Source organism: Chitinophaga sp. 30R24, from assembly GCF_049056765.1.
Taxonomy (GTDB): domain Bacteria; phylum Bacteroidota; class Bacteroidia; order Chitinophagales; family Chitinophagaceae; genus Chitinophaga.
Genome location: NZ_JBJGXX010000001.1, coordinates 101476 through 128024 on the forward strand (window position 1 = coordinate 101476; position 26549 = coordinate 128024).

The 26549-nt window shown below is 44.1% G+C and carries 24 protein-coding genes; 3 read left to right on the forward strand and 21 right to left on the reverse strand.

Annotated features, from left to right (window positions below; all coding sequences use genetic code 11):
• Positions 1 to 65 precede the first annotated feature (65 nt).
• The 9 genes from ACDQ55_RS00425 to ACDQ55_RS00465 form a co-directional block, all read right to left on the reverse strand.
• Positions 66 to 278, reverse strand: coding sequence for a hypothetical protein (locus ACDQ55_RS00425; RefSeq protein ID WP_420979022.1), 213 nt, complete (start codon positions 276 to 278; stop codon positions 66 to 68).
• Positions 278 to 781, reverse strand: a complete 504-nt coding sequence (nuoE, locus tag ACDQ55_RS00430) for an NADH-quinone oxidoreductase subunit NuoE (protein ID WP_420979023.1) — start codon at positions 779 to 781, stop codon at positions 278 to 280. Before nuoE ends, ACDQ55_RS00425 begins: the two co-directional genes overlap by 1 nt.
• 39 nt (positions 782 to 820) lie before the next feature.
• Positions 821 to 2041 carry an NADH-quinone oxidoreductase subunit D gene (locus ACDQ55_RS00435; RefSeq protein WP_420979024.1) on the reverse strand — a complete coding sequence of 407 codons (1221 nt, stop codon included), beginning with the start codon at positions 2039 to 2041 and terminating at the stop codon, positions 821 to 823.
• Between the two features lie 12 nt (positions 2042 to 2053).
• Positions 2054 to 2569 (reverse strand): NADH-quinone oxidoreductase subunit C, encoded by a 516-nt coding sequence (locus ACDQ55_RS00440; protein ID WP_420979025.1) that lies wholly within the window; start codon positions 2567 to 2569, stop codon positions 2054 to 2056.
• A gap of 43 nt (positions 2570 to 2612) precedes the next feature.
• Positions 2613 to 3176, reverse strand: coding sequence for an NADH-quinone oxidoreductase subunit B (locus ACDQ55_RS00445; RefSeq protein ID WP_420979026.1), 564 nt, complete (start codon positions 3174 to 3176; stop codon positions 2613 to 2615).
• A gap of 24 nt (positions 3177 to 3200) precedes the next feature.
• Positions 3201 to 3596, reverse strand: a complete 396-nt coding sequence (locus ACDQ55_RS00450) for an NADH-quinone oxidoreductase subunit A (RefSeq protein ID WP_420979027.1) — start codon at positions 3594 to 3596, stop codon at positions 3201 to 3203.
• 167 nt (positions 3597 to 3763) lie between these two features.
• Positions 3764 to 5521, reverse strand: a complete 1758-nt coding sequence (locus ACDQ55_RS00455; protein WP_420979028.1) for a tetratricopeptide repeat protein — start codon at positions 5519 to 5521, stop codon at positions 3764 to 3766.
• Between the two features lie 36 nt (positions 5522 to 5557).
• Positions 5558 to 6478, reverse strand: coding sequence for a substrate-binding domain-containing protein (locus tag ACDQ55_RS00460; RefSeq protein ID WP_420979029.1), 921 nt, complete (start codon positions 6476 to 6478; stop codon positions 5558 to 5560).
• 11 nt (positions 6479 to 6489) lie between these two features.
• Entirely contained in the window at positions 6490 to 6732 is a 243-nt protein-coding gene (locus ACDQ55_RS00465; RefSeq protein WP_420979030.1) for a hypothetical protein, read from the reverse strand.
• A gap of 302 nt (positions 6733 to 7034) precedes the next feature.
• Between ACDQ55_RS00465 and ACDQ55_RS00470 the strand changes: the two genes are divergently transcribed.
• Both ACDQ55_RS00470 and hisS read left to right on the forward strand, forming a co-directional pair.
• Positions 7035 to 7472, forward strand: a complete 438-nt coding sequence (locus ACDQ55_RS00470; RefSeq protein WP_420979031.1) for a low molecular weight protein-tyrosine-phosphatase — start codon at positions 7035 to 7037, stop codon at positions 7470 to 7472.
• A 21-nt stretch (positions 7473 to 7493) separates the two neighbouring features.
• Entirely contained in the window at positions 7494 to 8843 is a 1350-nt protein-coding gene (gene hisS, locus ACDQ55_RS00475; RefSeq protein ID WP_420979032.1) for a histidine--tRNA ligase, read from the forward strand.
• 56 nt (positions 8844 to 8899) lie between these two features.
• On the opposite strand, the gene ACDQ55_RS00480 is transcribed toward hisS, so the two are convergent.
• The 5 genes from ACDQ55_RS00480 to ACDQ55_RS00500 all read right to left on the reverse strand — a co-directional run bounded on the left by ACDQ55_RS00480 (position 8900) and on the right by ACDQ55_RS00500 (position 14906).
• The gene (locus ACDQ55_RS00480; protein WP_420979033.1) at positions 8900 to 10903 is read right to left on the reverse strand and encodes a protein-disulfide reductase DsbD family protein; all 2004 of its coding nucleotides are present in this window, start codon (positions 10901 to 10903) and stop codon (positions 8900 to 8902) included.
• Between the two features lie 105 nt (positions 10904 to 11008).
• On the reverse strand, positions 11009 to 11464 hold the full coding sequence (locus tag ACDQ55_RS00485; protein WP_420979034.1) for a protein-disulfide reductase DsbD domain-containing protein: 456 nt from the start codon (positions 11462 to 11464) through the stop codon (positions 11009 to 11011).
• A 43-nt stretch (positions 11465 to 11507) separates the two neighbouring features.
• Complete coding sequence (purQ, locus tag ACDQ55_RS00490) at positions 11508 to 12200, reverse strand: phosphoribosylformylglycinamidine synthase subunit PurQ (protein WP_420979035.1); 693 nt, start codon at positions 12198 to 12200, stop codon at positions 11508 to 11510.
• Between the two features lie 189 nt (positions 12201 to 12389).
• A complete protein-coding gene (locus ACDQ55_RS00495) occupies positions 12390 to 13367 on the reverse strand; it encodes a hypothetical protein (RefSeq protein ID WP_420979036.1) in 978 nt (325 codons plus the stop codon).
• Positions 13368 to 13382: 15 nt separating this feature from the next.
• On the reverse strand, positions 13383 to 14906 hold the full coding sequence (locus tag ACDQ55_RS00500) for a hypothetical protein (RefSeq protein WP_420979037.1): 1524 nt from the start codon (positions 14904 to 14906) through the stop codon (positions 13383 to 13385).
• Between the two features lie 196 nt (positions 14907 to 15102).
• On the opposite strand from ACDQ55_RS00500, the gene ACDQ55_RS00505 reads away from it, so the two are divergent.
• A complete protein-coding gene (locus ACDQ55_RS00505) occupies positions 15103 to 16017 on the forward strand; it encodes a TIGR01777 family oxidoreductase (RefSeq protein WP_420979038.1) in 915 nt (304 codons plus the stop codon).
• Here the strand turns inward: ACDQ55_RS00505 and ACDQ55_RS00510 are convergent.
• The 7 genes from ACDQ55_RS00510 to ACDQ55_RS00540 all read right to left on the reverse strand — a co-directional run bounded on the left by ACDQ55_RS00510 (position 16007) and on the right by ACDQ55_RS00540 (position 26547).
• The gene (locus ACDQ55_RS00510; RefSeq protein ID WP_420979039.1) at positions 16007 to 17212 is read right to left on the reverse strand and encodes an anthranilate synthase component I family protein; all 1206 of its coding nucleotides are present in this window, start codon (positions 17210 to 17212) and stop codon (positions 16007 to 16009) included. The two genes, ACDQ55_RS00505 and ACDQ55_RS00510, sit on opposite strands and share 11 nt — an antisense overlap.
• Positions 17213 to 17325: 113 nt before the next feature.
• On the reverse strand, positions 17326 to 17778 hold the full coding sequence (locus ACDQ55_RS00515; protein WP_420979040.1) for a hypothetical protein: 453 nt from the start codon (positions 17776 to 17778) through the stop codon (positions 17326 to 17328).
• 93 nt (positions 17779 to 17871) lie between these two features.
• The gene (locus tag ACDQ55_RS00520) at positions 17872 to 19143 is read right to left on the reverse strand and encodes an adenylosuccinate synthase (RefSeq protein ID WP_420979041.1); all 1272 of its coding nucleotides are present in this window, start codon (positions 19141 to 19143) and stop codon (positions 17872 to 17874) included.
• 165 nt (positions 19144 to 19308) lie between these two features.
• The gene (locus tag ACDQ55_RS00525) at positions 19309 to 21552 is read right to left on the reverse strand and encodes a RelA/SpoT family protein (protein ID WP_420979042.1); all 2244 of its coding nucleotides are present in this window, start codon (positions 21550 to 21552) and stop codon (positions 19309 to 19311) included.
• A gap of 134 nt (positions 21553 to 21686) precedes the next feature.
• Complete coding sequence (locus ACDQ55_RS00530) at positions 21687 to 22427, reverse strand: response regulator transcription factor (RefSeq protein ID WP_420979043.1); 741 nt, start codon at positions 22425 to 22427, stop codon at positions 21687 to 21689.
• A 113-nt stretch (positions 22428 to 22540) separates the two neighbouring features.
• Entirely contained in the window at positions 22541 to 23980 is a 1440-nt protein-coding gene (locus ACDQ55_RS00535) for an alpha-L-fucosidase (RefSeq protein WP_420979044.1), read from the reverse strand.
• A gap of 2 nt (positions 23981 to 23982) precedes the next feature.
• Positions 23983 to 26547: a beta-mannosidase gene (locus tag ACDQ55_RS00540; protein ID WP_420979045.1), complete on the reverse strand. Its 2565-nt coding sequence runs from the start codon at positions 26545 to 26547 to the stop codon at positions 23983 to 23985.
• Positions 26548 to 26549: the final 2 nt, after the last annotated feature.

Below are 26549 nucleotides of genomic sequence, written 5' to 3' on the forward strand. Positions count from 1 at the left end.
TCTTCCTTATGGTGTAATGGTTCCGGTATAAGCCGGCTCCATCAACAGATTTTTGTGTATATCTTTTATGCCTTACGTATGCGATGCCGTGAAATGCGTTCTCCCAGCCTATAAAACAGCAGGCCGGCGCTTACACCGCAGATGAAGGAAACAAACCAGTTATCGATTCGCCACAATGCTGTAAGTAAACCCATCAGCAGGATAGCTTCCACGATCTGCAGCTTATGGCGCTGATACATTTCCCTTAAACGTATGAACAGGTTGTTTTTTGGATGCATCAGTTTGCGTTTGCGTTAGCCCTGCATGCTGCAATGATCTCATCAACTTTGGCCGGTGTAAGGTGTTCCCGGTAATGCTTACCTAATTGCATCATGGGAGCGTAACCGCAAGCACCCAAACATTCTACCGTTTTAAGGGTGAATAGTCCATCTGCGGTAGTTTCTCCTACACCAATCCCCAGTTTACCCTTAATATATTCAATGATCTGATCTGCACCACTTACCATGCAAGGACCTGTTTGGCATACCTCAAAGAGGTAAGTACCTACTGGCTTCAGGTTAAACATGCTATAGAAAGTAGCCACTTCATACACTTCGATAGGTTCCAGTTGCAGTAAAGATGCAACGTAGTCCATTGTTTCTACACTCAACCATCCGCCAAATGCTTCCTGAGCCAGGTGCAGCACTGGTATCAGCGCACTTTTTTGCTTTCCTTCCGGGTAGCGTGCAATGATTTCTTTTACTTTATTCAGTTTCTCTTCAGAAAATTGAACCACAGCCATTATTTTAATCAGCTTTAATCTTCGAAATATTCAATTGGATTACGCATCCAGCTCACCCGCAATCAAATTCAGGCTACTCATACAAATAACCGCATCGCTCAACATAGCGCCTTTGATCAGTTCGGGGAAAGCCTGGTAATAAATGAAGCAGGGACGGCGGAAATGCAGCCGGTAAGGGCTACGGCCCCCATCGCTGATCAGGTAAAATCCGAGTTCTCCATTGGCGCCTTCTACTGCGTTATATATCTCACCTGGCAAAATATCTGTCTCTCCCATCACTATTTTAAAGTGATAGATCAGCGCTTCCATTTTAGTGTATACATCCGCTTTATCTGGCAGGTAATAGGCAGGTACATCTGCATGATATACATCTTCAGGCAAGTCTTTCAGTTTCGCCATTGCCTGACGGATGATGCTGATGCTCTCCCACATTTCAGCGTTACGTACCTGGAAACGATCATAACAATCGCCGGTAGAACCCACCGGGATAGAAAAATCGAAATCCTGGTAAGAGCTGTAAGGATTGGCTATGCGCACGTCGTAGTCTACGCCGGCAGCACGCAGGTTAGGACCTGTAAAGCCATAGTTAAGCGCTCTTTCTGCAGTGATAGCCCCTACACCCTGCGTACGGTCCATAAAGATACGGTTACGGGTAAGCAAGGTTTCAAATTCTTTCAGTACAGCTGGATATTCGTCCAGGAAGCGTTGAATTTTAGCAAAAGCTGCGGGAGTGAAATTTCTTTCAAAACCACCGATACGACCAATATTGGTAGTAAGACGGGAGCCGCAGATCTCTTCGTATATTTCGTAAATAAGTTCACGATAGGTCATCACATACACGAATCCGGTTAAGGCTCCTGTATCCACCCCCATTACAGAACTACAGATCAGGTGGTCGGCAATACGGGCCAGTTCCATGATGATCACGCGCAGGTAGTCTACCCTCTTAGGCATTTCGAGGCCCAGGAGCTTTTCTACCGTAAGCAGCCACCCCATATTATTAATAGGGGAAGAGCAGTAGTTCAAGCGATCGGTGAGTGGTGTGATCTGGTAATAAGGACGGCGTTCGGCTATCTTTTCAAAAGCGCGGTGGATATAGCCCACAGTAGGTACAGCGCTCACGATACGTTCACCGTCAATTTCCAGGATATTCTGAAATACGCCGTGCGTAGCCGGGTGGGTAGGACCCAAGTTGAGCGTGGTCGTATCTTTTTCGAGAGAGCCTTCCGGCAGTTTTATATGTTGTTTCTGATCTAACATAACCTGATTGTATTAAATTGTTCCTCCCCTTCCAAACATATCATCATCCTTGTCTATACGCGAAGCGTCTTCCAGCGGAAATTCCTTTCTCATCGGGAAATAGGTCATTTCATCCACATTCAGCACACGTATCAGGTTCGGGTGGCCTACGAATTCTACACCAAAGAAATCATAGGTTTCACGTTCCATCCAGTTGGCAGATTCATACAAGCTGGTAGCTGTAAAAACCTTCGGGCTGGACACCGGCGCAAATACCTTCAACCGGAGCCTGATATTATCCTGCAAATTATGCAAATGGTATACTACTGCCAGTTCTTCATCTTTCCTTTCAGGATAATGCACCGCCGTGATATCCGTTAAAAAGCGAAAACGCAATTCCTCGTCGTCGAACAGGAATTGCATTACTTTCAGGTTATAATCTTTCTGTGCGGTGAGGGTAAGCATCCCAAACGGCTCTTCAAAGCCGGTTAGCACATCTCCAAACTTCTCCGTCAGGCGTTGCTGTATGCGTTCGTTTGTTAAAGACATTAACAATTTGAAATTTACGATTTACAATTATCCATTACCTTCCTTACTTGATACCATAGGATTCCATCAGCTCCCTATATCTGTCGGAATTACGGCGGCGAAGACTTTCCTGGCCTACCAGGTCCTGTACTTTCATGAAGCCGTCGATAATCGCTTCCGGTCTGGGAGGGCATCCAGGCACATATACATCTACCGGAATTACCTGGTCTATACCTTGTAATACGGAATAAGTGTCAAAAATACCACCGCTGGAAGCGCAGGCGCCTACGGCCAGTACCCAGCGGGGCTCGGCCATTTGCAGATATACCTGGCGTACAATAGGTCCCATTTTCTTGGAAATGGTACCCATTACCATGAGCAGATCGCACTGACGGGGGGTAAAAGCCATACGTTCAGCGCCAAAACGGGCCATATCGTATGTGGCTGCCATCGTAGCCATGAATTCTATACCACAGCAAGAAGTAGCGAATGGCAAAGGCCAGATGGAGTTTTTACGCGCCAGGCCTATTACCTTGTCAAAAGAGGTGGCATAAAATCCTTCACCGGAATATCCCTCTGGGATTTCCACCATTTTCACCTTGTTATTATATTGAACCGGACGAGCCATTGGATTGAATTTAGAGGTTTAAAATTAGTCTTCCCACTTCAGGGCGCCCTTTTTCAGAATATAGATAAACCCACACAAAAAGAAGCCCACAAACATCAGCACCGCAGTAAAACCTTCCCAACCTAACTCTTTAAAATTGACAGCGTAAGGGTAAAAAAAGATTACTTCCACGTCAAACAGCACAAAAAGAATTGCAGTCAGAAAGTATTTAATGGCTACAGGCTGCCGGGCGTTGCCCTTTTGCTCGATTCCACTTTCAAAGTTAATAAGCTTATCGGTGGTTTTCCGTTTGGGACCTAAAAAGTGAGTAGCTAACATCGTGATCCCAACGAAACCTAGAGCAGCAATTAATTGCAGTACTATAGGGAAATAGCTGAATGGAGTGGTCGTCGCTGACAAAAATACAGTTTCTGTATACATAAGCTTCCCGATAAAAAATATTGTCCGAATGCGCAAAAATACTGTAAGTAAACCAAATATCAAATCTATAAACCGTTAAAATATTATCTTTTTTTACCAACCAGTAACTAAAAAACCTCCTGTGGGTACAGGAGGTTTTTTAGTGATAATGCTCATTGCTAAGCTAATTACTTGTTTTGAGCTGGTTTAGCGGGTTTAGCGGCTGGCTTGGCAGCTGCTTTTTCACGGGCAGCCAGGTTATCATTAATCTCTTTTACGGTAATGTTACCTGGATCGAGCGTAGACAGCTTGTCAGAGTATACTTTTACATTGGCCTTGTCTTCCTTGAAGTAGTAGTACAACAGTTCATAAGTATAGGCTCTGATGAGGGTGGCTTTGTTTTTAGCCGGGTCGCTTTCAGACATTTCTATATACTTGTCGTAGAAAGGTTTAGCAACACCAGACTGTGCCTGTTGGTCTTTCGCAAAGTTTACCTGGCCTCTCCAGTAGTAACCAGTACCCAGGTCTGGTTTTACTTCGATCACTTTCTGGAAAGCAGCATCTGCTTTATTCAGCAGGTTACTATCGATCGGGTTGGTAGATACTGCACCGTAGTAGTAGTTGATACCTACGTTGAAGTAGTCGATGGCCTGCAGCGGTACTTTATTGGCTTCATTCAGCTCATTGGCTTTTTCATACCATTCTGCTGCGGGAGTGTATTTTTTCGCTGATTTCAATGCATCTGCGATCTGGATGTAGTTTTCCGGATCTTTAGCAGAGGTAGAGTTAGCGAATTTTTCCAGGTAGCCCAGCGCTTTAGTGGTGTACTGGTCCTGTGTAGCAGGATCAGCAGATTTGAGCTTCATATAGATAGCTCCCAACAATTTATAGTCGGCAGAATCCAGTTTGCTTTCACCTACTTCATTTACATAGGCATCCATTACTTTCTGTGCATCCAGGGAATCTCCCTTTTGAAGGTAAGAATCACCAATCAGCAATACCAATCTGTTTTTGTAGGCTTCGCTGGCATTAGGCAATGCAGCCTGACCTCTGCTGATAGCGCCGTCGTAATCTTTCTTAAAGAAGGAAACAGTGGCGGCGAGCAGTTCATTTTTGGTTTTATCTGCCGGATCGGCTACTGCCATATATTTTTCCAGGTATTGTGCAGCATTTTCCCAGGAAAGTTGGTCTTTTTTAGGTGTAGTGTAGAACAGGAACAGTTCATACAATGCAGGCGCATAGTTAGGGTCCATATTTACCGCTTTGGTATAATCGGACACTGCTTCTGATTTCAGCCTGGCGTTATAATTCACCAAACCTTCTTTCATCACTGCTTCTGCGTTGTTAGGATCTACTTCCAGCGCTTTTTCATAAGAATTAATGGCTTTACCACCGTTTTCACCACCCAGGTAACGGTAAGCATCGCCCAATTCGATATAATCAGCAGCTATGGGTGTATAAATTTCTTTCTTTTTGCGGCCTTCGTTGTTCAGGAGTTTTTCCATTACAGAGAGTGCATAGCCACGGTCGCCACCTTTTACTTCGGTGTTAGCGTCGGCAATAGCACGGGCCACATCTCCATCACGGCCTTGCGTAGCAACACTGGCTGCTTCAAATTTCTGTTTGGCTGTGGCAGCATCTCCCTTGATCAGATCAATACGGCCCATTCCTACCTGCAGTAAAGAGGAAGTAGGTACTGCCCCTAAACCTTTCTGAAAAGTAGCTGCAGCACCTGCAACATCTTCCAATCCAAGCTGTGCTATACCGAGGTAATAATAAGCTTTGTCTTCCGTAGGCTTTGCCGCAATCACTTTTTCTAAATTCTGCTTGGCAGACAGATATTTACCATAATACAGGTCTTTCAATCCATCATCCACAGATTGAGCCATCACACTACCGGAGGCAGCGCAAAGCAATGCTACGATTAAACTTTTCCGTTTGTTCATGCAATCTGGTTTTTTAGTTTTAGTTGTGTTTTTCTACTACTTAAGGTTAGCCTCTCTAAATACTACATTTAATCTCGCCGGGAATAAACGGAACTGCTTAATAATAAGTTGTCCTTCATAACTGCCGAGAAATGTTGCAAATCCACTGCCTAACCCACGATAAGGTTCTTTCAGGCAGAAATAGAAGCCGCGTTTTAACGGATAGGAGCCAATGCCAATATAGGCCTGATAAGGTTTAACAAAATCCGAACCATTGTCTGCTCTTAATCTTACAACTGATACTTTTTCAGTGAAGGCTATAGACAAAGAATCGTTAGGATCAGAGATCCAGCTAACACCTATTACACCAATCGCGTCTTTGTTTTTTGACACGTAGTCTACCACTTCGGGGTTTGTTTTCGCAGCCATTGTATTTGTTGGCAAAGGCTTACCCTTATTGATAGAGTCCATGATATATCGCACTGTGCTTGAGTTGGCATTATCAAACACAAGTTGCCATTTTCTGTCTTTATTAGTGCCGTCCATGATCCCCCGCACCTGGTTCATATTTAATGCAGAATCAGGATTGGCCTTGTTTACCACCAGCGCCAGGGCATCCCAGGCTAGCAAAAGGCTGTTAGGCGTAATTTTAATCTGCTTGAAATAATCACGTTCCTGCTGGTTAAAATCGCGCGTCACAATGATCAAACGGGCACTATCATTTAAAAGATCTTTAAAGCACTCCACTTCTGGCTTGTAAGTAGGAATAATATGTGCTTTTGGATATAAAGATTCAAAAACCTTGATCTCGGAATCTATTAACGGCTGATAAGTTTCATCCACACTGATGTGGATAGTTCCTTCTGTACCTGTATCTAATTTCTTCGCATTAGGATTAGTTTGGCAAGCTACCATGAAAAAAGCAGCCGTTATTGCTGCTAAATATACAGCATTCATCTTTCTAAAAAAGAAAAACATATATCACCCCTTTAGTTCTTGTTAAAAAAAAGCTTTCGTACTCCATTAAAAACCCTAAAGAGGCCGTAGACTAATAATACGCCACCTATTATTTTCATGGTAAAAGGAGTAAGCCGAAACTCTCCCAGTCCCAATTTCTCTGCAAAAATCATGAACAAACCAAAAAGGATAAAGAAAATCCCTCTGATCAGCTCTCCCACTGGCCGGTACCTGATCTCCATCCGTCTGCTTTCGTGTTCTTTGTGTGTTTCCATGTTGCGAATTACAATTATACAAAAAAAATATTTTTAATCGGGTGATGAGAATTTTAGAAAAATGTTAAAAACCCGACCCAAAAGCATGCTCTATTGTTGATCCAGCCGCAATTTGGGTCATTTTTTCAACATGTTAACATTTTTTGATTTAAAATTTCAACATTCCCTGCGATTTATGCGTTGCAGCAATTACTCCTCTGTTCCTTTGCCGCTGGCCATTTTCATTATATAGATGTAAATGAGCGTACTTTTCCATAATATCTTGTAGGTTTGCGGGCTGATACACAAACATATTCATCTGTATGAAGATATTGATGGTTTGCCTGGGCAATATCTGCCGTTCGCCGCTGGCAGAAGGAATTATGAGGCACCTGGCTAATGCCCGGGGACTGGATTGGGAAATCGACTCCGCCGGCACCGGCAACTGGCATGTAGGTCATGCGCCAGACCAACGCTCCATAAAAGAAGCCCGGAGAAATGGCATCGATATCTCCCAGCTACGAGGCAGGCAATTTCAAGCCGACGATTTTGATACGTTTGACCGGATTTACGTAATGGACCATAATAATTACGCGGACGTGCTGCGGAAAGCCCGCAACGAGTCGGACAAGGCCAAAGTGCAATATTTACTGCCCAGGCAACAGGAAGTGCCTGATCCCTGGTTCGACGACGCCCTGTTCGCACCTGTATTTAAAATGATTTATGAGGCCTGTGAGCAGCTTACAGCCCAACAACAATAAAACTTCTAATACTTTTTTGAGATGATAAAACCCGGCATTCCCAAAGGTACCCGTGATTTTGGCCCGGTGGTAGTAAGAAAACGTAATTATATATTCCAGACCATCCGCAACACCTTCGAGGTATTTGGCTTCCAGCCACTGGAAACCCCCGCTATGGAAAATTTATCCACCCTCACCGGTAAATACGGCGAAGAAGGAGATAAACTGATCTTCAGGATACTGGACAACGGCGAGATTTTTGACCGCGCCATGCAAGCCAAAGATAACCGGGAACTCACTTCCCTCATCAGTGAAAAAGCGCTGCGGTACGACCTTACCATTCCCTTTGCCAGGTATGTAGTCATGAGCCAGCACGAACTGGCACTTCCATTCAAACGCTACCAGATGCAGCCGGTATGGAGAGGCGACCGCCCCGCTAAAGGCCGCTACCGCGAATTTTACCAATGCGATGCCGACGTGGTGGGCAGCAATTCCCTTCTCAACGAAGTAGAACTGCTACTGATATATGATACCGTATTCACCAAACTAGGTATGCAAGGCTACGAGCTGCGGATCAATAACCGTAAAATTCTCGCTGCCCTGTCTGAGCTGGTAGGCAAACCCGAACTGCTCACCGATATCACCATCTCCATCGATAAACTCGATAAAATTGGCATAGAAGGCGTGCAGAAAGAACTGCAAACCCGGGGATTAACAGCAGATGACATCATTATCATCGAAAACTTCCTGAACATAAAAGGCGATAACCAATCTGTACTCGCGCAACTGCGGGAACTGTTCGCTACCTCCGCCACCGGGCAAAAAGGTATCGAAGAACTGGACTTCGTATTACACTCCGGCTATACTACCTATAATACTACCCCCATACTGGACCTTACCCTGGCCCGCGGACTGAACTACTACACCGGACTGATCGTAGAAGTAAAAGCTCCTGCTACCGTACAAATGGGTAGTATTGGCGGCGGCGGCCGGTACGACGACCTTACCGGGCTCTTTGGTTTATCGGGTATCTCTGGCGTAGGTATCTCCTTTGGGGTAGACCGTATCTACGACGTACTGGAAGAATTAAAACTGTTCCCTGAAACCGCCCAACAATCCACCCGTGTGCTGTTCCTGAACTTGGGTGAAACAAGCGCCCGCGCCAGCTTCAATTACCTGATGCAATTGCGTAAGAAAGGTATCGCCGCCGAATTGTTCCACGAAAATGCCAAAATGGACAAACAAATGAAATATGCAGATAAAAGAAGCATCCCGTTTGTTGTGATCCTGGGTGAATCTGAACTACAGGAAAATATGGTGAGTGTAAAAGACCTGAGCAGCGGTAAACAAGAGAAAATGAGCGCAGCGGAGTTACTGGAATTTGGATTTTAATCTCTTTTCAATATAAAATGAAGAAGGCTACACGGTGAGGTGTAGCCTTCTTCATTTTATTTAAGACTTTTGAATGCGTCTAAACCACATTTCAGCCAGTCGGCATATTCTTTCGGATTAGGCGTATAGCCTACCGGGTGTGTCAGCAATTTTTCATCAGGGCTGATCAACACATAAAAAGGCTGGGAATTATTCACAAAATTCTCCGTTTGCATAGTAGCAAATTTGTCCCCTATGGTTTTGATCTCCTTTTTAAAACCATTGCTGGTAGTATACAGGAATTGCTGGTCTTCCGGCAGCAGTTTCCTATCATCCACGTACAACGATACCAGGATATATTCCTTTTCTATCAACACTTTTACTTCGTCTTTAGGCCATACGTTTTCCTCCATTTTCCGGCAGTTAACACATGCCCAGCCAGTAAAGTCGAGTAAAAGCGGTTTATGCTGTTCTTTTGCTAATTGCAACGCTTTTTCGTAGTCGTTGATCACATTAGGTTCTACCCCTTTAGCGGCATCATTTCCATAAATACTGTAGCTCAATGGTGGCGGAAATCCGCTGATCAGGGAACGGTTAGCATATTTTGTATTCGTTACACCCGGTATCAGATAAAGCGTAAATGCCAGGAATATCAATGCCAGCGTAATTCTGCCCTTGCTTAACTTCTTAATTGGGGAATCGTGCGGAAAACGGATAATACCCAACAAGTATAATACGATACTGGTACCTAAGATAATCCAGATGGCAAAAAACACTTCTCTTTTCAGGATACCCCAATGTTTTACCAGGTCTGCGTTAGAAAGGAATTTAATAGCCATGGCCAGTTCAAGGAAACCTAATACCACTTTTACGGAAGTAAGCCAACCACCGGATTTAGGCAATGAATTCAGCCATCCCGGGAATAAAGCAAAGAGGGCAAAAGGCAATGCCAGGGCAAATCCAAAACCTGCCATTCCTACTGTTAATTGTATCGCGCCACCATCAGTAGAGAGGGAGCCTGCCAGTAAAGACCCTAAAATTGGGCCTGTACAAGAGAAAGATACCAGCGCCAGCGTTAAGGCCATAAAGAAAATACCTACCAGGCCACCTACGCTGCTTTTCGCATCTACCTTATTAGCCAACGCACTAGGCATAGTAATTTCAAAGTATCCGAAGAAAGAGATAGCGAATACAATGAAGATCACAAAGAAGAAGAGATTCAACCATACATTAGTCGAAATATTATTCAGTATTTCCGGGTTTAGCGAATCCAGGAAATGGAAGGGCAAGCTAAGCAATACATATATCAGGAAAATAAAAAAGCCATAAATGATGGCATTCATCGCCCCTTTCTTCCTGTCTTTAGACTGTTTGGTAAAGAAGGAAACCGTCAGGGGGATCATCGGAAATACACAAGGAGTAAACAGTGCGATAAAGCCGCCCAGCATACCCAGGATAAATAATCCCCAGAGGCTCTTTTTGGCATTCCCTTCTTCACCGGTACCACCGCAACTATTTATAGGATGTGCCAGGTCAATGCTGGTACGTTTCAATGTTTGCGCATTACTTGCAGATTCCTGTAAGCCTGCAGCCACATTGGTAAGGTTACCGGTAGTATCTTTATTAAATTTAAAGGCTTCTTCTTCCGGGCCTATTGCTTCTTCACCCTTGAGGGCCATGTAGTTAACACTGCCTTTGAAAGAAGCTGGTACAGCTCCCGTAAACGTCACCATTGCTTCCAGGTCAACGGTATGCTCAAAATACTTAATCTCCAGATTGTCGAAAAGCGGTTCTTTACGTGTTTCCAGCTTTCCCACTTCTTTAATGCCGGTAATATTGGCCACTGTAGCGGCAGCACTATCCAACACCACCCTGGTATTAGGATCATCATCTCCCATAGTAGTGGAGAAAAGCAGCCAACCATTTTCTACCGTACCTTTCAGATGCAGTACGTATTCTTGCTCGGTTTTCTTCTCTGCGGAAAATTCCCATTTTACAGGCTTAGGGCTGTTATCTTGCGCTTTTGCAGAAAATGCAAAAAGGGCAAAAACAGGTATCAAAAATGAAAGCAGTTGCTTCATAAAGTCAATAGGCTTTAAATAATATAGATCAGAGTAAACAAGAAACGAGTTCCCTATGAGAGGAACTCGTTTCTACGAGTATTATTATCAGTTACCAGATATAATTTACTTTCCTCCCACACTTACTGCAAATTCAAGGTCTTTCGGCGGTAAGCATTGATGATCGTCGCACACCATAAATTCAACAACACCTTTCACCTTGGTAGCAGCTTTACCTTTTACGGTCACTTTTTGTACGAAATCAACCGAATTTTCGTAATACTTCAGCTCAGAGTCAAAGTTTTTATCGAATGATTTGTGCAGCTTACCCACTTCTTCCACCTTACCGGTTGTTACTGCCAGCGGATTTTTAGTGAATTTGAAAGTAGTAGGCACAGGCCCCTCACCAGCATCCTGTGAATACAGGTGCCAACCACTATTAATTGTGGCAGTAGCATGCACCTCGTAAGTAGTAGCGTTTACCTTTTTAGCGGTAAAGCTCCATTTCACCGGATTCTCTATTTGTGCGCTTGCCAGGATAGGTAAGGCGAACAAAGCCAGCACTGTGAATAATTTTTTCATGCTTTTCTTTTTAATTGGTTGGTTGATTGATTGATTTAACCTATTAATTATTATTAATAAGACTTTGCAGGATCAGCTGCCCGTCGGTATTACCCAATGCGGAACTGGTAGCCCTTTCCGGATGTGGCATCATACCAAACACATTCCTTTCTTTATTGCAAATACCTGCAATATTACGGATGGCGCCGTTATGATTAGCACTGTCAATAACATTGCCAAATTCATCGCAATAGCGGAATAATACCTGATTGTTCTTAAACAGTTCGTCCAGGGTAGCATCGTCAGCATAGTAACGGCCTTCTCCATGGGCAATAGGAATCATCAATGGCCTGCCAGCTATATCTTTGGTAAGGGAGGCTACAGTATTTTCGCTTTTCAGATATACATTTTTGCAGATGAACTGCTGGTGCTGGTTCTGTAATAATGCCCCCGGCAGTAATCCAGCTTCACACAAGATCTGAAAACCATTACAAACACCAATTACACGACCACCTTTATTGGCAAATTCTATCACACTTTGCATCATAGGGCTGAATTTCGCAATAGCACCACAACGCAGGTAATCCCCAAAAGAGAAGCCTCCAGGCAATACAATACAGTCTTGGGTAGTAAATGCGCTCAGGTCTTTATCCTTGTGCCACAGCTCTATAACTTCCTGTCCCAGGTCGTTACGCAGGGAATCAATCATATCATGATCACAATTAGAACCGGGAAAGGTGACAACGCCAAATTTCATCTGAAAATATTTTGTGTTTAAATGTGTAAATAATGCTTAAAAAAACGATTTTTCCCGGTTTTTGCCCCCCATTTTCACGAACGACAAAGCTAATGGGAAAGGACAAAATTACTTCGCCGTTCGCAATTTTCCATTGCCGTTTGTCCTGATTTAACAATTTACTGGAAATCAATCGCTTAAAAAGGAGACTTAACTAAAATATTGCATAACAATCACGTATCCCAACGTAATAAAGTGAATAACATTGGCAAAAGTATCGTTGGGTATACACCAGAATACATTACCGGCAAACATAGATACTGGCAATACTGCCAATACCCAGTAAGCAGCAGAAAAATGTACGTTGAAAAAAGGTATCAGCATAGCTACCAGTACATATATGATTAATGCCGCCCATATTTTACGGCCCTGTATCAACATTTTTTTAAGTGGCCGCTGCAACAACAGCCATCCCAGTACAAAAAACAACAGGCAAGCGATCATCGCTCCCCATACTTTGTAATCGGTGATGAGTGGTAACGACAGTCCTATATTCGGGATTTTCCACAATGAGGTGACCTGGTTGGTTAGAAACAGATAAGTACCCATTAGGTAAATGGGACATATGATCCCCAATACAGAGATAATCCATTCTGCTAACCGGAATGCCCGCATAATCAGCATACTAATGAGCAACAGCAAGCAAAAGATCACCGAAGGGAAATAAAACAACCCGCAAATACCCAATGCAAATCCAATATTAAATACCACATCACGGGCAGAAGTACGTGTATACAGTTCTGTTATACTGGAAAATACCCATAGCATGATCAGATTTACGATCAATGCCGGGGAAAATACATTCCAGCTCTGCAACATAGACGTAAAAAGCAGGTAACACATGGCCGGCAGATACGTAGGCCGTGAAAACAACCGGTGATGGTTAATAATGCGGGTAAATAGCAGCGACTGTAAAAACAGCAGGAACACCGCTAAAACGGTATACAATAAAGGACTATCCCCTGTAAAGGTAAACATCCACTTCACCAGCAGATGGTATAAAAGCCCTTCTGATCCATCTGCCATGAAGGTAGACGGATGGATCAAATAATAAAACTTAACCGCGATCGTATATATTAACAGCAGCAATACCGTTAAAGGATTGCCGGAACGAAAAAATCTTATCACAGTACAAAGGTGTGATTAAAAGTCAATTTTAGCAAAGCAAATATAATTCCTATAGATACATGGTATCACCACGGTATGACTACTGATCTGTTTTCCATAGCGGGGCATCCAGGTAAAACCTTTATCTAGGTTACGCAGTGTAGGCATCCGGTTTATTTTTCCACCCGGCACCAGGCTTACATCTGTGAGCATATAATTTCTTCTGTCCAGTTCATTATACAGGAAACGCAGTTCACTGCCCACATTCACCATCAAATAAGACAGGTACAAGTCTGCATTATCATCGAACTGGCTTTTATGCAGGAAATTGTTCCATTGCATATTCCCTTCGTCATCAAAAGACAATACTGCTACGTTGTCGTAATGATACCGCAGTCCCTGGGAATTATTCCAATAATACGGATTATAATACATCGAAGAATAAGGAGAATAGTAATAAGGGGAATACATGCTGCCATAGGGACTGCCATACATGTAATTCCAACGGTTCCATGGCTGATAGCGGGAAGAAGTGGAAAAAGATTCTGCTGTGAGGAGGAAACCACCATTAGCCGTATTAATGATCTTACGGACAAAATAATCATTAAAAGCAGCGCCAGTACTGGATTCACCACGGGCATTTGCTTTCAGGTCGTCCGTAAATACCTGCGATTTCTCATATATCACCTTATGATTAGCGTAATCATATTTAAATAGGTACAAGCCATCTACATTTCCTCTTTTCTGTTTGTAATAAAAAGCGGTAACCAGGGCCGTTTGCTTATTATTATCCAGTTTCATTTTTACTTCGTCCAGGATCTGGGCTTTCACACCCAAGGGCGTAGCTTCAAAACTATCCACCAGTGAACGTTTTATGATTAAACTGCCATTCACAACATAATCGCGGTTAGCAGTACGCTCCAGTTTATTGAAAATGAAATCGCCGCCATTGGTCAGGTTAAAATTACTCAGGAACTGCTTCCGGCCTTGCATGGGCAGGGAAAGACGGCTGTTGTTCACCAGGCTCATGGTACTGTCGTACAGGAAAGTATAGAATACATTATTATCTTCCTTGTCCTGGTTAATCTTATATACCATGATCCGGTTCTTGTCTTCCGACACCTCTACCGAATACACTTTATTTTCCTTTGCATATATACCGATACGGGTAGAATCTATGAGGAGCGGAGCGTCGTAGAACCTGGCATCCGGCGACATGGTGGCGCAGAAGCTATATACGGCATCTTTGCGTTGGAACTGATAGATCATGAACACTTTGTTGCCATAGGCGACAAAGTCCATGCTGATCACTTTTTTGGGTAGGAAATCCAGCTTTACCCGGTCTTTCAACTGCATTTCACCATCGTAAACAGATACTACATAATCGCCCCGGTCTGTTTTATATGCCAGGATATTGCCTCCTACCTTTCCGATGATCTCAAACTCAGTACTTTTGTAATCATCCTTTTCAGGCTCTGAATAGGTGATTTTTTGTGCCATTGCTGCGGTGCTGGCAAAAAACAGCAGCAATAAAAACTGTAGGCGGTATAGCGTATACATGCAGTAATAAAAATTTCAAATATTGAATGATAAAGAAGTTGGCACGTTTACGTGACCATTTTCAAACTTACATTAAAATTCAGAAATTAAGCTGTCATTTTAAAGCGGAGAAAAGTACCACATTTACATAAATTCCAAAAGGGCAGATTTATTGTGTATTTTTATTAAATTATTTTTAAAACGCAGTTATTACTGAATGGAAACCGTTATTATAACAGGAGGAACAGGGCTTGTTGGCACGGCATTAACCCGGCTGCTACTGGAACGTGGCTATAAAGTGATCATCCTGAGCAGATATCCGGAAAAAGGCAACAACAATGGGGTGACTTACGCCCACTGGAATATAGACACACAAAGCATAGATAAAGAGGCCATTCAACAGGCAGATTATATAGTACACCTGGCAGGCGCCAATGTAGGTGAAAAGCGCTGGACGGCCGCCCGTAAGCAGGAAATTGTGGATAGCCGGACCAAAAGCAGTGAATTGATTTATACTGCCCTGAAAACCATTCCCAATAAAGTAAAGAAAGTGATCAGCTCTTCTGCTACCGGGTATTACGGGGAGTTTAACGACCACATATTCACAGAAACAGACCCACCAGGCAACGATTACCTCGCCCATACAACCGTTGCCTGGGAACAAAGTATCTCCAAAGTAAAAGAGCTGGATAAGCAGCTGGTTATTTTCCGTACAGGTATCATATTAAGCAGGGAAGGCGGCGCTTTGAAGGAGTTCTATCAGCCCCTGCGATTTGGATTTGCTACAATACTGGGATCTGGAGAACAGATTATTCCCTGGATACATATACATGACATTGTAAGGCTATACTTTAATGCCATTGTAAACGACAAGCTGGAAGGTACTTACAACGCAGTAGCCCCTAACCCTGTTACCAACCGGGAACTGATTCTTACTATGGCCAGGGTAGCAAAGGGCCGTAGCTTTATGACGACTTATGTACCTGGTTTCGCTTTGAAACTGGCTTTGGGGGAAATGAGTGTAGAAGTATTAAAAAGCGTAAAAGCCTCTGCAGCAAAGATACAGCAAACAGGATTCCAGTTTTCCTATCCCACTATCGGCGAGGCAATGGAACAGCTGTTCAGCCAATAAGGGAGCTTTCCATGGCAGCTGCTTTCAGCAAGCATTCTTCCCATTCTTGCTGAGGATCGCTGTAAAAGGTAATAGCAGAACCGGTTTGGAAAGAGAGGTATTGATCTACCGCATTGTATAGCATACTACGTATCACTACATTAAAATCAAAATCGCCTTCGGGCGTAATGTATCCAACCGCTCCGGAGTAAAGCCCCCGACGGGTTTGCTCATACTGCTCTATCAATTGCATTACCCTTAATTTGGGCGCACCTGTCATGGACCCCATAGGAAAAGTTGTGCGTAATACTTCCGTAAAAGGCGTTTGCGGAGCTATTTGCGCAGAAATAGTAGATATCATGTGATGCACCTGCGCAAAAGAATAGATACCAAATAGCTCTGTTACGTTTACAGTACCCTGCATTGCAGTATGTGAAAGATCGTTGCGCACCAGGTCTACCACCATTACGTTTTCTGCGCGCTCTTTAGCACTGTGCAACAGTTGTTGTTTTAACTGCCAGTCTGCAACAGGATCAGCATCTTTACGGCTGGTACCTTTAATCGGCTGGGATATCACTGTGTTGCCCTTTTTCTGTATGAAACGTTCAGGGCTGGAGCAGGCCAGATAGCGGTGCTGCAGGCGGTAATAGGCTGCAAATGGTGCGGGCGACAGGCTATTTAGCCGGTTAAATAAAGTAAGGGGATGGATGCTTACCTGCTCCAGGTAATTTTCGCGGCAGAAGTTCACCTCATAGCAATCGCCACGAAGAATATGCTGTTGTAGTTGCTGTACTGCATGGATATAGTGCTGATGAGACAGGCGGCTTTGCAATGGCGGCAAAGTGGCGGCAGTAAGCGGCAATGCGTTAACAGGCATACACAAGCACGCCTCATATATTGCTTTTGCCTCCGCTTCACTAAACGATTCCCCACCTATATGCACCTGACTACCAGTAAGCTGCATCACTACGCGGGGCACAAAAAAACACATATCCGGGAAACCAATGCCATCGTAATGGGCAGATTGCAATCCTGGATATGTTTCATTTTTAAGATCGTAGCTAAGGTGTCCAAACAGCCAGTCCTGATGTTGCTGGTGGAATTGTTGCAAAGCAGGGAAGGCATTTCCTGCGTTCAGTTCAAGCGTATACAGGGCATCTGCTGCGAGTACAGCTTCGTATTGATGACCGGGAGCAGCATACTTATTATTGTCCAAAAAACAACAAATGTTGAACTGGTTGCCCCAATTCAACATTTGTTGTTTGAATATCTTCTGATTATCAATTGGAAATGTGTGGAAAATCCTGATAACAATCGTTTTTTTAGTGCTTAAAAATCATCATCGTCATCATCAAAACGATCGTTGAACAAATCCATATCTTTGAATTCCTCATCGATGCCCAGATCATCGTCGTCGTCGCTTTTCTTTGCGCTGCTGCTTGGACGACCACGTTTACCTTTTGATTTAGGCATGTCAAATTCTTCAAAATCAGGGTCATAATCATCATCTTCTCCTTTCTCCCAAGCATCATCCATGTCATCATTATCATCATCTTCTTCCTCATCATCGTCATCATCATCTTTGCGTTTAGACTTTGATGTAGACTTATCTGATTTCTTTGAGGCAGATTTAGAAGGCTTTACATCTTCACCATCTTCCTCCTCATCATCATCCTCCACCTCTTCTTTCTTAGGCTTGGCCGCAGCTTTTGGAGCGTCTTTTGCAGTCTTAGGAGAAGTAGTTTTTTTGATCTCTTTCTCTTTATCAGATTTTGATTTCATAATAGGTTACCTTATTTCTTTGCCGTAAAGTTTTAATAGTTTTTTTTATTCGCCAAATTTTTTTTGCCGTTTTTTTTCCTTACTTTTTTGCTTCTACTTATCCAGAATATGATCGCGTCCAGGTCCGTTGGAAACGTATTTCACAGGAACGCCCAAGTAAGTTTCCACCGCCTCAACGAATACTTTCATTTCTACAGGTAACTCGTTGAATTGCTGACAGGTAGAAGTTTTGTGGCTCCATCCCTTAAATGTTTCCCAAACAGGTTTAATGTCCAGACCGTTTAGTTGGAAAGGCAGTTGTTTGGTTTGCTGTCCATCGATATTGTATGCAGTGCAAGCCAATACTTCTTCAAATTCGTCCAGCACATCGCTTTTGGTCATTACCAGCTGAGTAACGCCGCTCAGCATGCAGGTATAGTTCAGTGCTACCAGATCAATCCAGCCACAGCGACGGGGGCGACCGGTTACAGCGCCAAACTCGTTACCGGCAGCACGCAGTTGTTCGCCGGTTGCATCATGCAGTTCGGTAGGGAAAGGTCCGCTACCTACGCGGGTGCAGTAAGCTTTGGTAACACCAATTACTTCCTTGATCCACTGCGGTGCAATGCCCAAACCGGTGCATACGCCGGCAGAAATAGTGTTGGAAGATGTAACAAAGGGATAAGTACCAAAGTCCACATCCAGCATACTACCCTGCGCTCCTTCTGCCAATACTTTTTTACCTGCTTTCAGTTGTTCATTGATGAAATATTCGCCGCTCACTACATTCATTTGTTGCAGGAAAGGAATGGCTTCAAAAAATTCAGCTTCCCAGTTGGCAATATCTTCAGCGAATTCCTGTATATCGTATTGAGACAACAGCTGCAGGTGTTTCTGCTTCAGTTTCTCATAACGTTCTTTAAACTCTGGTGACATCACATCTCCTACACGCAAACCATTTCTTCCGGTTTTATCCATGTAAGCGGGGCCAATACCTTTTAAAGTAGAGCCTATCTTATCATTACCTTTGGCTATTTCGGAAGCCTTGTCCAATGCACGATGTGTAGGAACAATGATATGGGTTTTTTCGGCAATAAACAGATTTTTTGTCAGATCCACGCCTAGCGCAGCAATGTCTTCGCTTTCTTTTTTGAAAGCTACGGGGTCCAGCACCACGCCATTTCCAATAAGATTGATGGTCTTATCATGAAATACACCCGAAGGTATAGTACGCAATACCACTTTCTGTCCGTTTACATACAGTGTGTGACCAGCGTTTGGTCCACCCTGGAAACGGGCAATAATGTCGTACCTGCCGGCGAAATAGTCCACAATCTTACCCTTGCCTTCGTCGCCCCATTGCAGGCCTAACAAAACGTCTACCATAATGATTTAATTAATTATCGGAGGTTGTTGCTTTAAAAGAAGACGCAAAATTAAGGCGAATATTAACAAATACAAATTTTGATAGCCAGGCCATTAAGCGATTAGCTACCAGCGGCTAGCTGCCGGTAGCTAACAGTAGAGGAGCTCATACGGACTAATAGCCCGTCAACTTTCCTCCAATCTCTGTATAGATTGAATTCCTTCGAGCTTTTTAAGCCTTTCTACGAGCTCGTCCAGCTCTTCTTTATCGTGGACGTATACTTTGATTAACCCTTCAAATAAGCCCTCTTTTGATTCAATACTGAGGGCTGAGATATTGATCTTTAATTCACCGGAAATAATGTTCGTGATTTTGTGGATCACCCCTACATCATCCATACCAATGATACGCAGTCCGGTCAGGAAAGAGATTTCGCGGTTCTTCACCCACTTGGTTTTTACCACCCGATGACCATAGTTCGCCAATAATTGCGCTGCATTGGGGCAATTTGTACGGTGTATCTTCAACCCTTCACTGGCGGTAATAAAGCCGAATACATCGTCTCCAGGAATTGGCCGGCAACAGTTAGCCAGCTTATAGGCAATTTTATCGGAGCTTTCTCCAAAGATGATCAGTTCTGCGTCTTTTTTGGAGGGGAGTTGATGCCTGATCTGTTCTTCCGGCAGGTGCTCCGGCAATTTTGCCGGCTTAGGAGGTTCCAGCTTATCACCCAATACAGAAAACTGCTTCAGCTCTTTCATATCAATATTCTTCACTGCAATCTGATAATACAGATCCAATGGAGAAGGTTGTTTATAGAACTGTACCAGTTCATTGATATTATATTGGCTCACAGAAACGCCCATATGTGAAAACTTGCGTTCCAACGCGGCCTTCCCATCCATCGCCACTTTACGTTTCTCTTCCTTCAGCGCATCCTTGATCTTGGACTTTGCTTTGGCAGTGAGCACGAAATTGAGCCAGTCTTCCGAAGGTTTTTGCTTATTGGAAGTAATGATTTCCACCTGGTCTCCACTGCGCAATTTATGGCTCAGGGGCACCAGTTTATAATTCACTTTAGCGCCTATACATTTGTTACCTATAGCACTATGGATAGAGTATGCAAAATCAAGGGCGGTAGAGTTGACCGGTAATATTTTAAGATCCCCTTTAGGGGTATATACATAGATTTCTTCTGTAAAGAGGTTGCTCTTGAAATCAGCAAGGAAATCGAGTGTATTGGAATCGGGGTTGCTGAGGATTTCCCGGATCTGTGTAAACCACTGGTCGAATTTGGATTCCTGCTGAGGGTTACCACTGCCTTCTTTATAGCGCCAGTGGGCGGCCAGGCCTTTTTCCGCATAATCGTTCATCCGTTTGGAACGGATCTGCACTTCCACCCATTTACCATTGGGACCCATTACCGTTACGTGCAAAGCCTCATATCCATTAGATTTAGGATTACTCAGCCAGTCGCGGGTCCTTTCCGGACTGGGGTGATAAAAATCGGTGATGATGGAGTATACTTTCCAACAGTCTGCTTTTTCCTTATCTATTGGAGAATCCAGGATGATACGGATAGCGAAAAGATCATATACTTCTTCAAAGGCAACGCCTTTGGTTTTGATTTTATTATGAATGGAATGGATCGATTTAGGCCGGCCATAAATTTCGAATTGAAAGCCTTCCTCTTGCAATACTTCCTTGATAGGCTTAATGAACTCGTTGATATAACGGGTTCGTTCGCGCTTGGTTTCTTTAAGGCGTTTAGCAATCTCCCGGTAAGTTTGCTGTTCGGTATACTTCATAGACAGGTCTTCCATCTCCGACTTAATGATGTATAATCCGAGACGGTGCGCCAGGGGCGCATAGATAAACACTGTTTCAGAAGCGATCTTCAATTGCTTTTCCCTGCTCATGCTGTCGAGCGTGCGCATGTTGTGCAGGCGGTCGGCCAGTTTAATCAGGATTACCCGGGGATCATCCGCCAGGGTGAGCAGGATCTTCTTGAAGTTTTCTGCCTGGGCGGTACTGGTACCGGAATCTATGACGGTGGATATTTTGGTAAGGCCATCTACAATATGTGCGATTTCACTACCAAATTCACGGGCAATATCTTCCAGGGTTACTTCTGTGTCTTCCACGGTATCGTGCAACAATGCGCAGATGGCGGAGCGCACCCCCAGCCCTATTTCTTCCACGCATATTTGTGCTACTGCCAACGGATGCAGGATATAAGGTTCCCCCGATTTACGGCGCATTTCCTTATGTGCATCTGCTGCCATTTCAAAAGCAGTACGTACCAATTCCCGGTCACCTTTTTTCAAACGGGGTTTTAAAGCCCTCAACAAGGCCCGGTAATGCCGGACAATCTCTTTCTTTTCCTGCTCTTCGTCTAAATTATATTTTTGTGCTGCCACTGTTTCCATCGCTATAAAGTTACGATTTAATATAATGGGAAAGAAAAGCGGGGGCACGAAAAAGCAATGTCAGGCGTAAAACCTCTTCCCGATTTTGTACCAGGAAGAGGCAGGTGAAGATGATATGATTGGTTAAAGAGAAATCAGGTGAGCGGCACGCAGATTTTTACCGGCAGCATGGTTTCCGGCACATTCAACCGTAGCCCTACATTGTATACTGTTTCCAGTTCTACGCGGGGCTCCAGTTTCAGCTGTTTGCGGATACGGCCAATGAACACATCCATACTGCGGCTGGCATAAAAATCTTCTTTTCCCCATACCCGCAGTAATACTTCATCTTTTTGGACAATAATATTAGGGCGGCTAAGGAAATAGCGCAGCATTTTGGCTTCAATAGGCGAAATTTTGCTTTTCACTAGCTTACTCTCTGTTTCATAGATCTTAAGCTTCCGGTAATGGTAGGTATAAGTACCCAGGTTATGACCGATAAGCAACTCCGTCCGGTTGGGACGGGTCCATTTCAGGATCACTTTCATTCTTTTCAACAATTCCTCAAAGCTGAAAGGTTTGATCAGGTAGCCATCCCCTCCCAACTGAAAGCCATTGATACGGTCTTCTTCCAAAACCCGCTCAGAGGAAAGAAAAAAAATGGGTGTCAGCATGGTGGTATTACGGATTTCCTTCGCCAGCTCAAATCCGTTCATTTTTGGTATAACAATGTCTATCAGGCAGATATCGTAGCGGTTTCTGACATAGAGATTCCATGCTTCCACGCCGTCGTAGCAATGCTCAACACTGTAACCGGCCTGCTCCAGGTGTTGTTTAACAATACCGCCGAATGCCTTATCATCTTCTACCAGCAAAACTTTTGGGTTTCTGTTCATAAAGCTACCATTTGTGATAATATCGACTATAAAACAAAAAAGAGCTGACCATGGGTAAGCGGTCAGCCCTTTTTTTATTTACTCACATCAATTCACACAAACTCACATTATTTTCACACTTTTTCCACATTTGAAATTCGTATAGCCACGGCGTGCTTAAATCCGCCACCCCGCAACGATGCAGGAATTTCCACCACTACGCCGGCATCCGAAGTTTTCCACATCAGCTTTTTTTCACTTCCCAGCAATTGTAAATGCGCTCCCTTCACCGGCTGTAATCCTTTAAAAGAAATCTGCGCGGGCAAGGCTTCGTTTTCATCCAATAAATAAATAGCATACACACTGCCATCTTTCTGGCGGGTAAAACATACTTTACCGTCTTTGTAAGGCGCTACTGCACGGGTACCATAAATAGCCCTTCCATTGATGCGCATCCACTCACCAATTCCCTGCATAGTAGTATAAGCTGCTTCGTCTAAACTACCATCAGGCCCGGGCGCTACATTGAGCAGATAGTTACCTCCCTTGGCTACGATATCCACCAGATTGTGAACCAAGACGTTAACGGGTTTATACTTATCGCCCGGCACATAAGACCAGGAACCGCCCATTGTCATGCAGGTTTCCCATGGATAATCCAGGGGCTTTTCCGGGATCTGTTGCTCTGGCGTGCGGTAATTTTCATACGGCCCATGCACACTGCGGTCTACTACAATCAATCCTGGCTGATGACTACGTGCCATGGTAGCTATACTGGCCATATCGATGTCTTGGTCTTGCGGCGGCATTTTACTCCAGGAAAGAGACTCCTTGGTTTGTTGTTTCAATGGGCGCACCCAGCCTCCATCCAGCCATAAGATCTCCAGTTTACCATAGCCTGTCATTAATTCTTCGATCTGCTTATAAGTATATTGCTTAAACTGATTCCATCTATCCGGATACTTCTGCAGATCGTAGTTCACATTCCGGTCTTTTGGCGGAAAATAGTTCCACCAATAATATTCCGAATGCCAGTCGGGTTTGGAGAAATAAGCACCGGCATGAATCCCTTCTTTACGGAAAGCATCAAATACTCCTTTTGCAATGTTAGCGCGGGGATCTTTGCTGAAAGCGCCATCCGGAGCGGTGATCCGGTAATCTGTTTGCTTGGTATCAAACATACAGAATCCATCGTGGTGCTTGGTAGTAAATACCAGGTATTTCATCCCCGCATCTTTGGCGGCTTTCGCCCATTTTTCGGGATCAAAATGTACTGGATTAAAAGTTTTCCCCATAGCTTCATACTTCTTCAGATAATCGTAATAGGGAATGCCATAGGGCTTGCGCTGAGTCCAGTCTTCATCTTCAGGACAAATACTCCATGATTCTACCACCCCCCACTGGGAATAAGGCCCCCAATGCATGATGATACCTAATTTCCAATCCTGCCATTCGTCGAGTTGCTTTAGCACCGCCTGGTCTGTTTCAGGAACATAAGGAGGCACTTCGTTCTGGGCATATGCGGCACTGATCCATAACAGCGCGCTACCTAGCAAAATCCAGCATTTTTTCATTGTCATTGTTTATAAGATGCTACTAAAGTGGTTATGTTCAATACCTGTTGTATGGTCTCGGGCAACCGCGTGGTTTGTAAACGGATTGTTTTGGTTTCTCCTGGCAACAGGTCAAAATAATTTTCTTCAAAATGTTCTCCTGCTATCTCTTTATCTAAAGACAAGTAAACATTCCTTGCCAACTTATCTGTACTGAGACGGATATATACCGCTCCTTTCTCACTCGCAGGTTTACTGGTTACGGCTTCCAGGTGCGGCACTTCCAGGTTCATTTCTTTTGCAGGAGCAAAGTAAAAAATATTCCGCTCCATATCCTTATTGTCTATTCGCAGTTGTGCATACCATATTACCGTGGCAGGGTCTCGTCCCTGTAAAATGGCCGCAGTATCTATTGCATATAACCGCTCGCTGGTATTACTTTTCAATAACACCTCCTTTAATTCCCGTTGCCAGATCACTTTACCCTGCATATCTATCGCCGTAAGCTGCAGGTTTACCAGGCCGCTGTATTCATCTGTGATTACATAGGTGCATAATTGCCCCTGCTCTATAACGTTAGACACTAAACGCGGTTTGAAAGCTTCTTTTACGTAGTACTGCAACGCCTTCCACCTGCCATAATAATCGCGGCCCGACCAGGAAGGTCCTGGCCAGCAGTCGTTTAATTGCCAATACAAAGTGCCCATACACCAGGGCATCGCCCGGCGATGTCCTTCTATAGCTATCTTCATGCCTTCTGCCTGCAACACCTGGCTGAGATAAACAAAAGCAGGAAAATCTTTCGGTGCCTTGTAGTAATGCAGCATATACGTTTTGATGGCTGCATTGCCTTTGGCAGGGCTCTTTTGATGCGACTGCATCACATTGGAAAAAATATCTTCTTCTTCCCGGGTAGCAAAAGTGCGGATCGTTTCCATAGATGGAAACGATTGAAAACCATATTCACTCATAAACCTGGGAATATGAGTATTAAAGGCTTCAAACCATTCCATACCATGCCATACTCCCCAATAGTGGTTATCTCCTCTCGCAAAATCTTCTTTTTTACCCCAATTACTAATAGGAGAAGAAGGAAAGTAGAAGATACCCGGCTGGTAAGTAGCTACTTCCTGAGGCAGTACTTCTTTAAATAGCTGATCATATCCATGCAGCAATTGGCCCCACTGCTGTTCCGTATAGGCGTAACTGTTCTGCCAACCCCAGTTCTTTATGGCAACGGCAATTTCATTATTACCGCACCACAACGCCAGGGCCGGATGGTTCCGTAAACGTTTTATATTATAGGCAGCTTCCTGTTTTACATTTTCCAGAAAAGCCGTATCCGACGGGTAAAGTGTACAGGCAAACATAAAATCCTGCCATACCAGGATACCCTTTTCATCTGCCAGGGAATAGAATTGATCGTCTTCATATATTCCACCTCCCCATACGCGTACCATATTGAAATGGGATTCTGCCATGTCCAGAAACAATTGCTCCTGCTGCTTTGCGGTTACCCTGGGCAAAAAATTGTCTTGCGGAATATAGTTAGCCCCTTTCATAAACACCGGACGGCCATTTACTTTCACATAAAAGGATTCTCCCAAGCTATCCGGCTTGTTTACTACCTCTATGGTGCGCAAACCTACCAGATCTTTACGGCTGTCGACGGGCATTTTGTTGCTACTCAATACTGCTTCCAGCATATACCTCGTTTGCGGCCCCATGCCTGCAGGCCACCATAACGCCGGTTTTTCAATGGAGAAAGGTACGTTGCAGGTATTAACGCCCGCGTGCAGGCTTACCTGCCGGGAAACCAGCTCCTTATTATTACTACGGAGCAGCAGCGTATAATCGCCCGCTACTGCTGCTGCTATGGTTACCTGTGCCTGTATGATTGCTTTAGTAGTGTCTACTTGTTGTTGCTGCCAGTATACATCCTGGATGGCTGCTTTATTCCAGCTATGCAAGCATACCTGCCGCCAGATACCGGTAGTTACCAGCCGCGGCCCCCAATCCCATCCGTAATGATAAGGCGCCTTGCGGGCATAAATGCTTAAAGGAATATCGCTGGCATCGTTGCCGGCAGGATAGAGTATGCTATCCCGTAAAAATGCCGGCATATCCATTTTAACAGGGCTCTTAAACAGGATACGTAATTCGTTACTGCCTGCCACCAGCCACTTTTTCACATTTATGGTATGTCCCACAAACATATTGGTCGATTGCAGTATCAAATGATTGTTGAGGTACACTGCTGCATAGGTATCTAATCCTTTCAGTTCCAGTGCTATTACGTCAAAGTTCAGGTCTTGTTTTTTCAGGGCCCATCTTGTACGGTATTCCCAATCTTTTTTGTCTACCCATTGCACCGCTTTTTCATTGGCGCCAACAAAAGGGTCTGGTATAAGGCCGGCCGCCAATAAATCGGTATGCACAGTACCCGGCACGGTAGCCGGACGCCAAACACCCTCATCGGTACGGGAAAACTCCCAACCGGATGCCAAGGGATTGATTACATGATTTTGCGCGGATATGCCCGTAAAAAAAGCTACACACCAATAGGTTGTCAACAGCAGATATTTCATTG

Coding starts and splice junctions, on each gene's coding strand:
- ACDQ55_RS00425 (WP_420979022.1), bottom strand. CDS start 278: ATGCATCCAAAAAACAACCTGTTCATACGTTTAAGGGAAATGTATCAG.
- nuoE (WP_420979023.1), bottom strand. CDS start 781: ATGGCTGTGGTTCAATTTTCTGAAGAGAAACTGAATAAAGTAAAAGAA.
- ACDQ55_RS00435 (WP_420979024.1), bottom strand. CDS start 2,041: ATGTTAGATCAGAAACAACATATAAAACTGCCGGAAGGCTCTCTCGAA.
- ACDQ55_RS00440 (WP_420979025.1), bottom strand. CDS start 2,569: ATGTCTTTAACAAACGAACGCATACAGCAACGCCTGACGGAGAAGTTT.
- ACDQ55_RS00445 (WP_420979026.1), bottom strand. CDS start 3,176: ATGGCTCGTCCGGTTCAATATAATAACAAGGTGAAAATGGTGGAAATC.
- ACDQ55_RS00450 (WP_420979027.1), bottom strand. CDS start 3,596: ATGTATACAGAAACTGTATTTTTGTCAGCGACGACCACTCCATTCAGC.
- ACDQ55_RS00455 (WP_420979028.1), bottom strand. CDS start 5,521: ATGAACAAACGGAAAAGTTTAATCGTAGCATTGCTTTGCGCTGCCTCC.
- ACDQ55_RS00460 (WP_420979029.1), bottom strand. CDS start 6,478: ATGTTTTTCTTTTTTAGAAAGATGAATGCTGTATATTTAGCAGCAATA.
- ACDQ55_RS00465 (WP_420979030.1), bottom strand. CDS start 6,732: ATGGAAACACACAAAGAACACGAAAGCAGACGGATGGAGATCAGGTAC.
- ACDQ55_RS00470 (WP_420979031.1), top strand. CDS start 7,035: ATGAAGATATTGATGGTTTGCCTGGGCAATATCTGCCGTTCGCCGCTG.
- hisS (WP_420979032.1), top strand. CDS start 7,494: ATGATAAAACCCGGCATTCCCAAAGGTACCCGTGATTTTGGCCCGGTG.
- ACDQ55_RS00480 (WP_420979033.1), bottom strand. CDS start 10,903: ATGAAGCAACTGCTTTCATTTTTGATACCTGTTTTTGCCCTTTTTGCA.
- ACDQ55_RS00485 (WP_420979034.1), bottom strand. CDS start 11,464: ATGAAAAAATTATTCACAGTGCTGGCTTTGTTCGCCTTACCTATCCTG.
- purQ (WP_420979035.1), bottom strand. CDS start 12,200: ATGAAATTTGGCGTTGTCACCTTTCCCGGTTCTAATTGTGATCATGAT.
- ACDQ55_RS00500 (WP_420979037.1), bottom strand. CDS start 14,906: ATGTATACGCTATACCGCCTACAGTTTTTATTGCTGCTGTTTTTTGCC.
- ACDQ55_RS00505 (WP_420979038.1), top strand. CDS start 15,103: ATGGAAACCGTTATTATAACAGGAGGAACAGGGCTTGTTGGCACGGCA.
- ACDQ55_RS00515 (WP_420979040.1), bottom strand. CDS start 17,778: ATGAAATCAAAATCTGATAAAGAGAAAGAGATCAAAAAAACTACTTCT.
- ACDQ55_RS00520 (WP_420979041.1), bottom strand. CDS start 19,143: ATGGTAGACGTTTTGTTAGGCCTGCAATGGGGCGACGAAGGCAAGGGT.
- ACDQ55_RS00525 (WP_420979042.1), bottom strand. CDS start 21,552: ATGGAAACAGTGGCAGCACAAAAATATAATTTAGACGAAGAGCAGGAA.
- ACDQ55_RS00530 (WP_420979043.1), bottom strand. CDS start 22,427: ATGAACAGAAACCCAAAAGTTTTGCTGGTAGAAGATGATAAGGCATTC.
- ACDQ55_RS00535 (WP_420979044.1), bottom strand. CDS start 23,980: ATGAAAAAATGCTGGATTTTGCTAGGTAGCGCGCTGTTATGGATCAGT.
- ACDQ55_RS00540 (WP_420979045.1), bottom strand. CDS start 26,547: ATGAAATATCTGCTGTTGACAACCTATTGGTGTGTAGCTTTTTTTACG.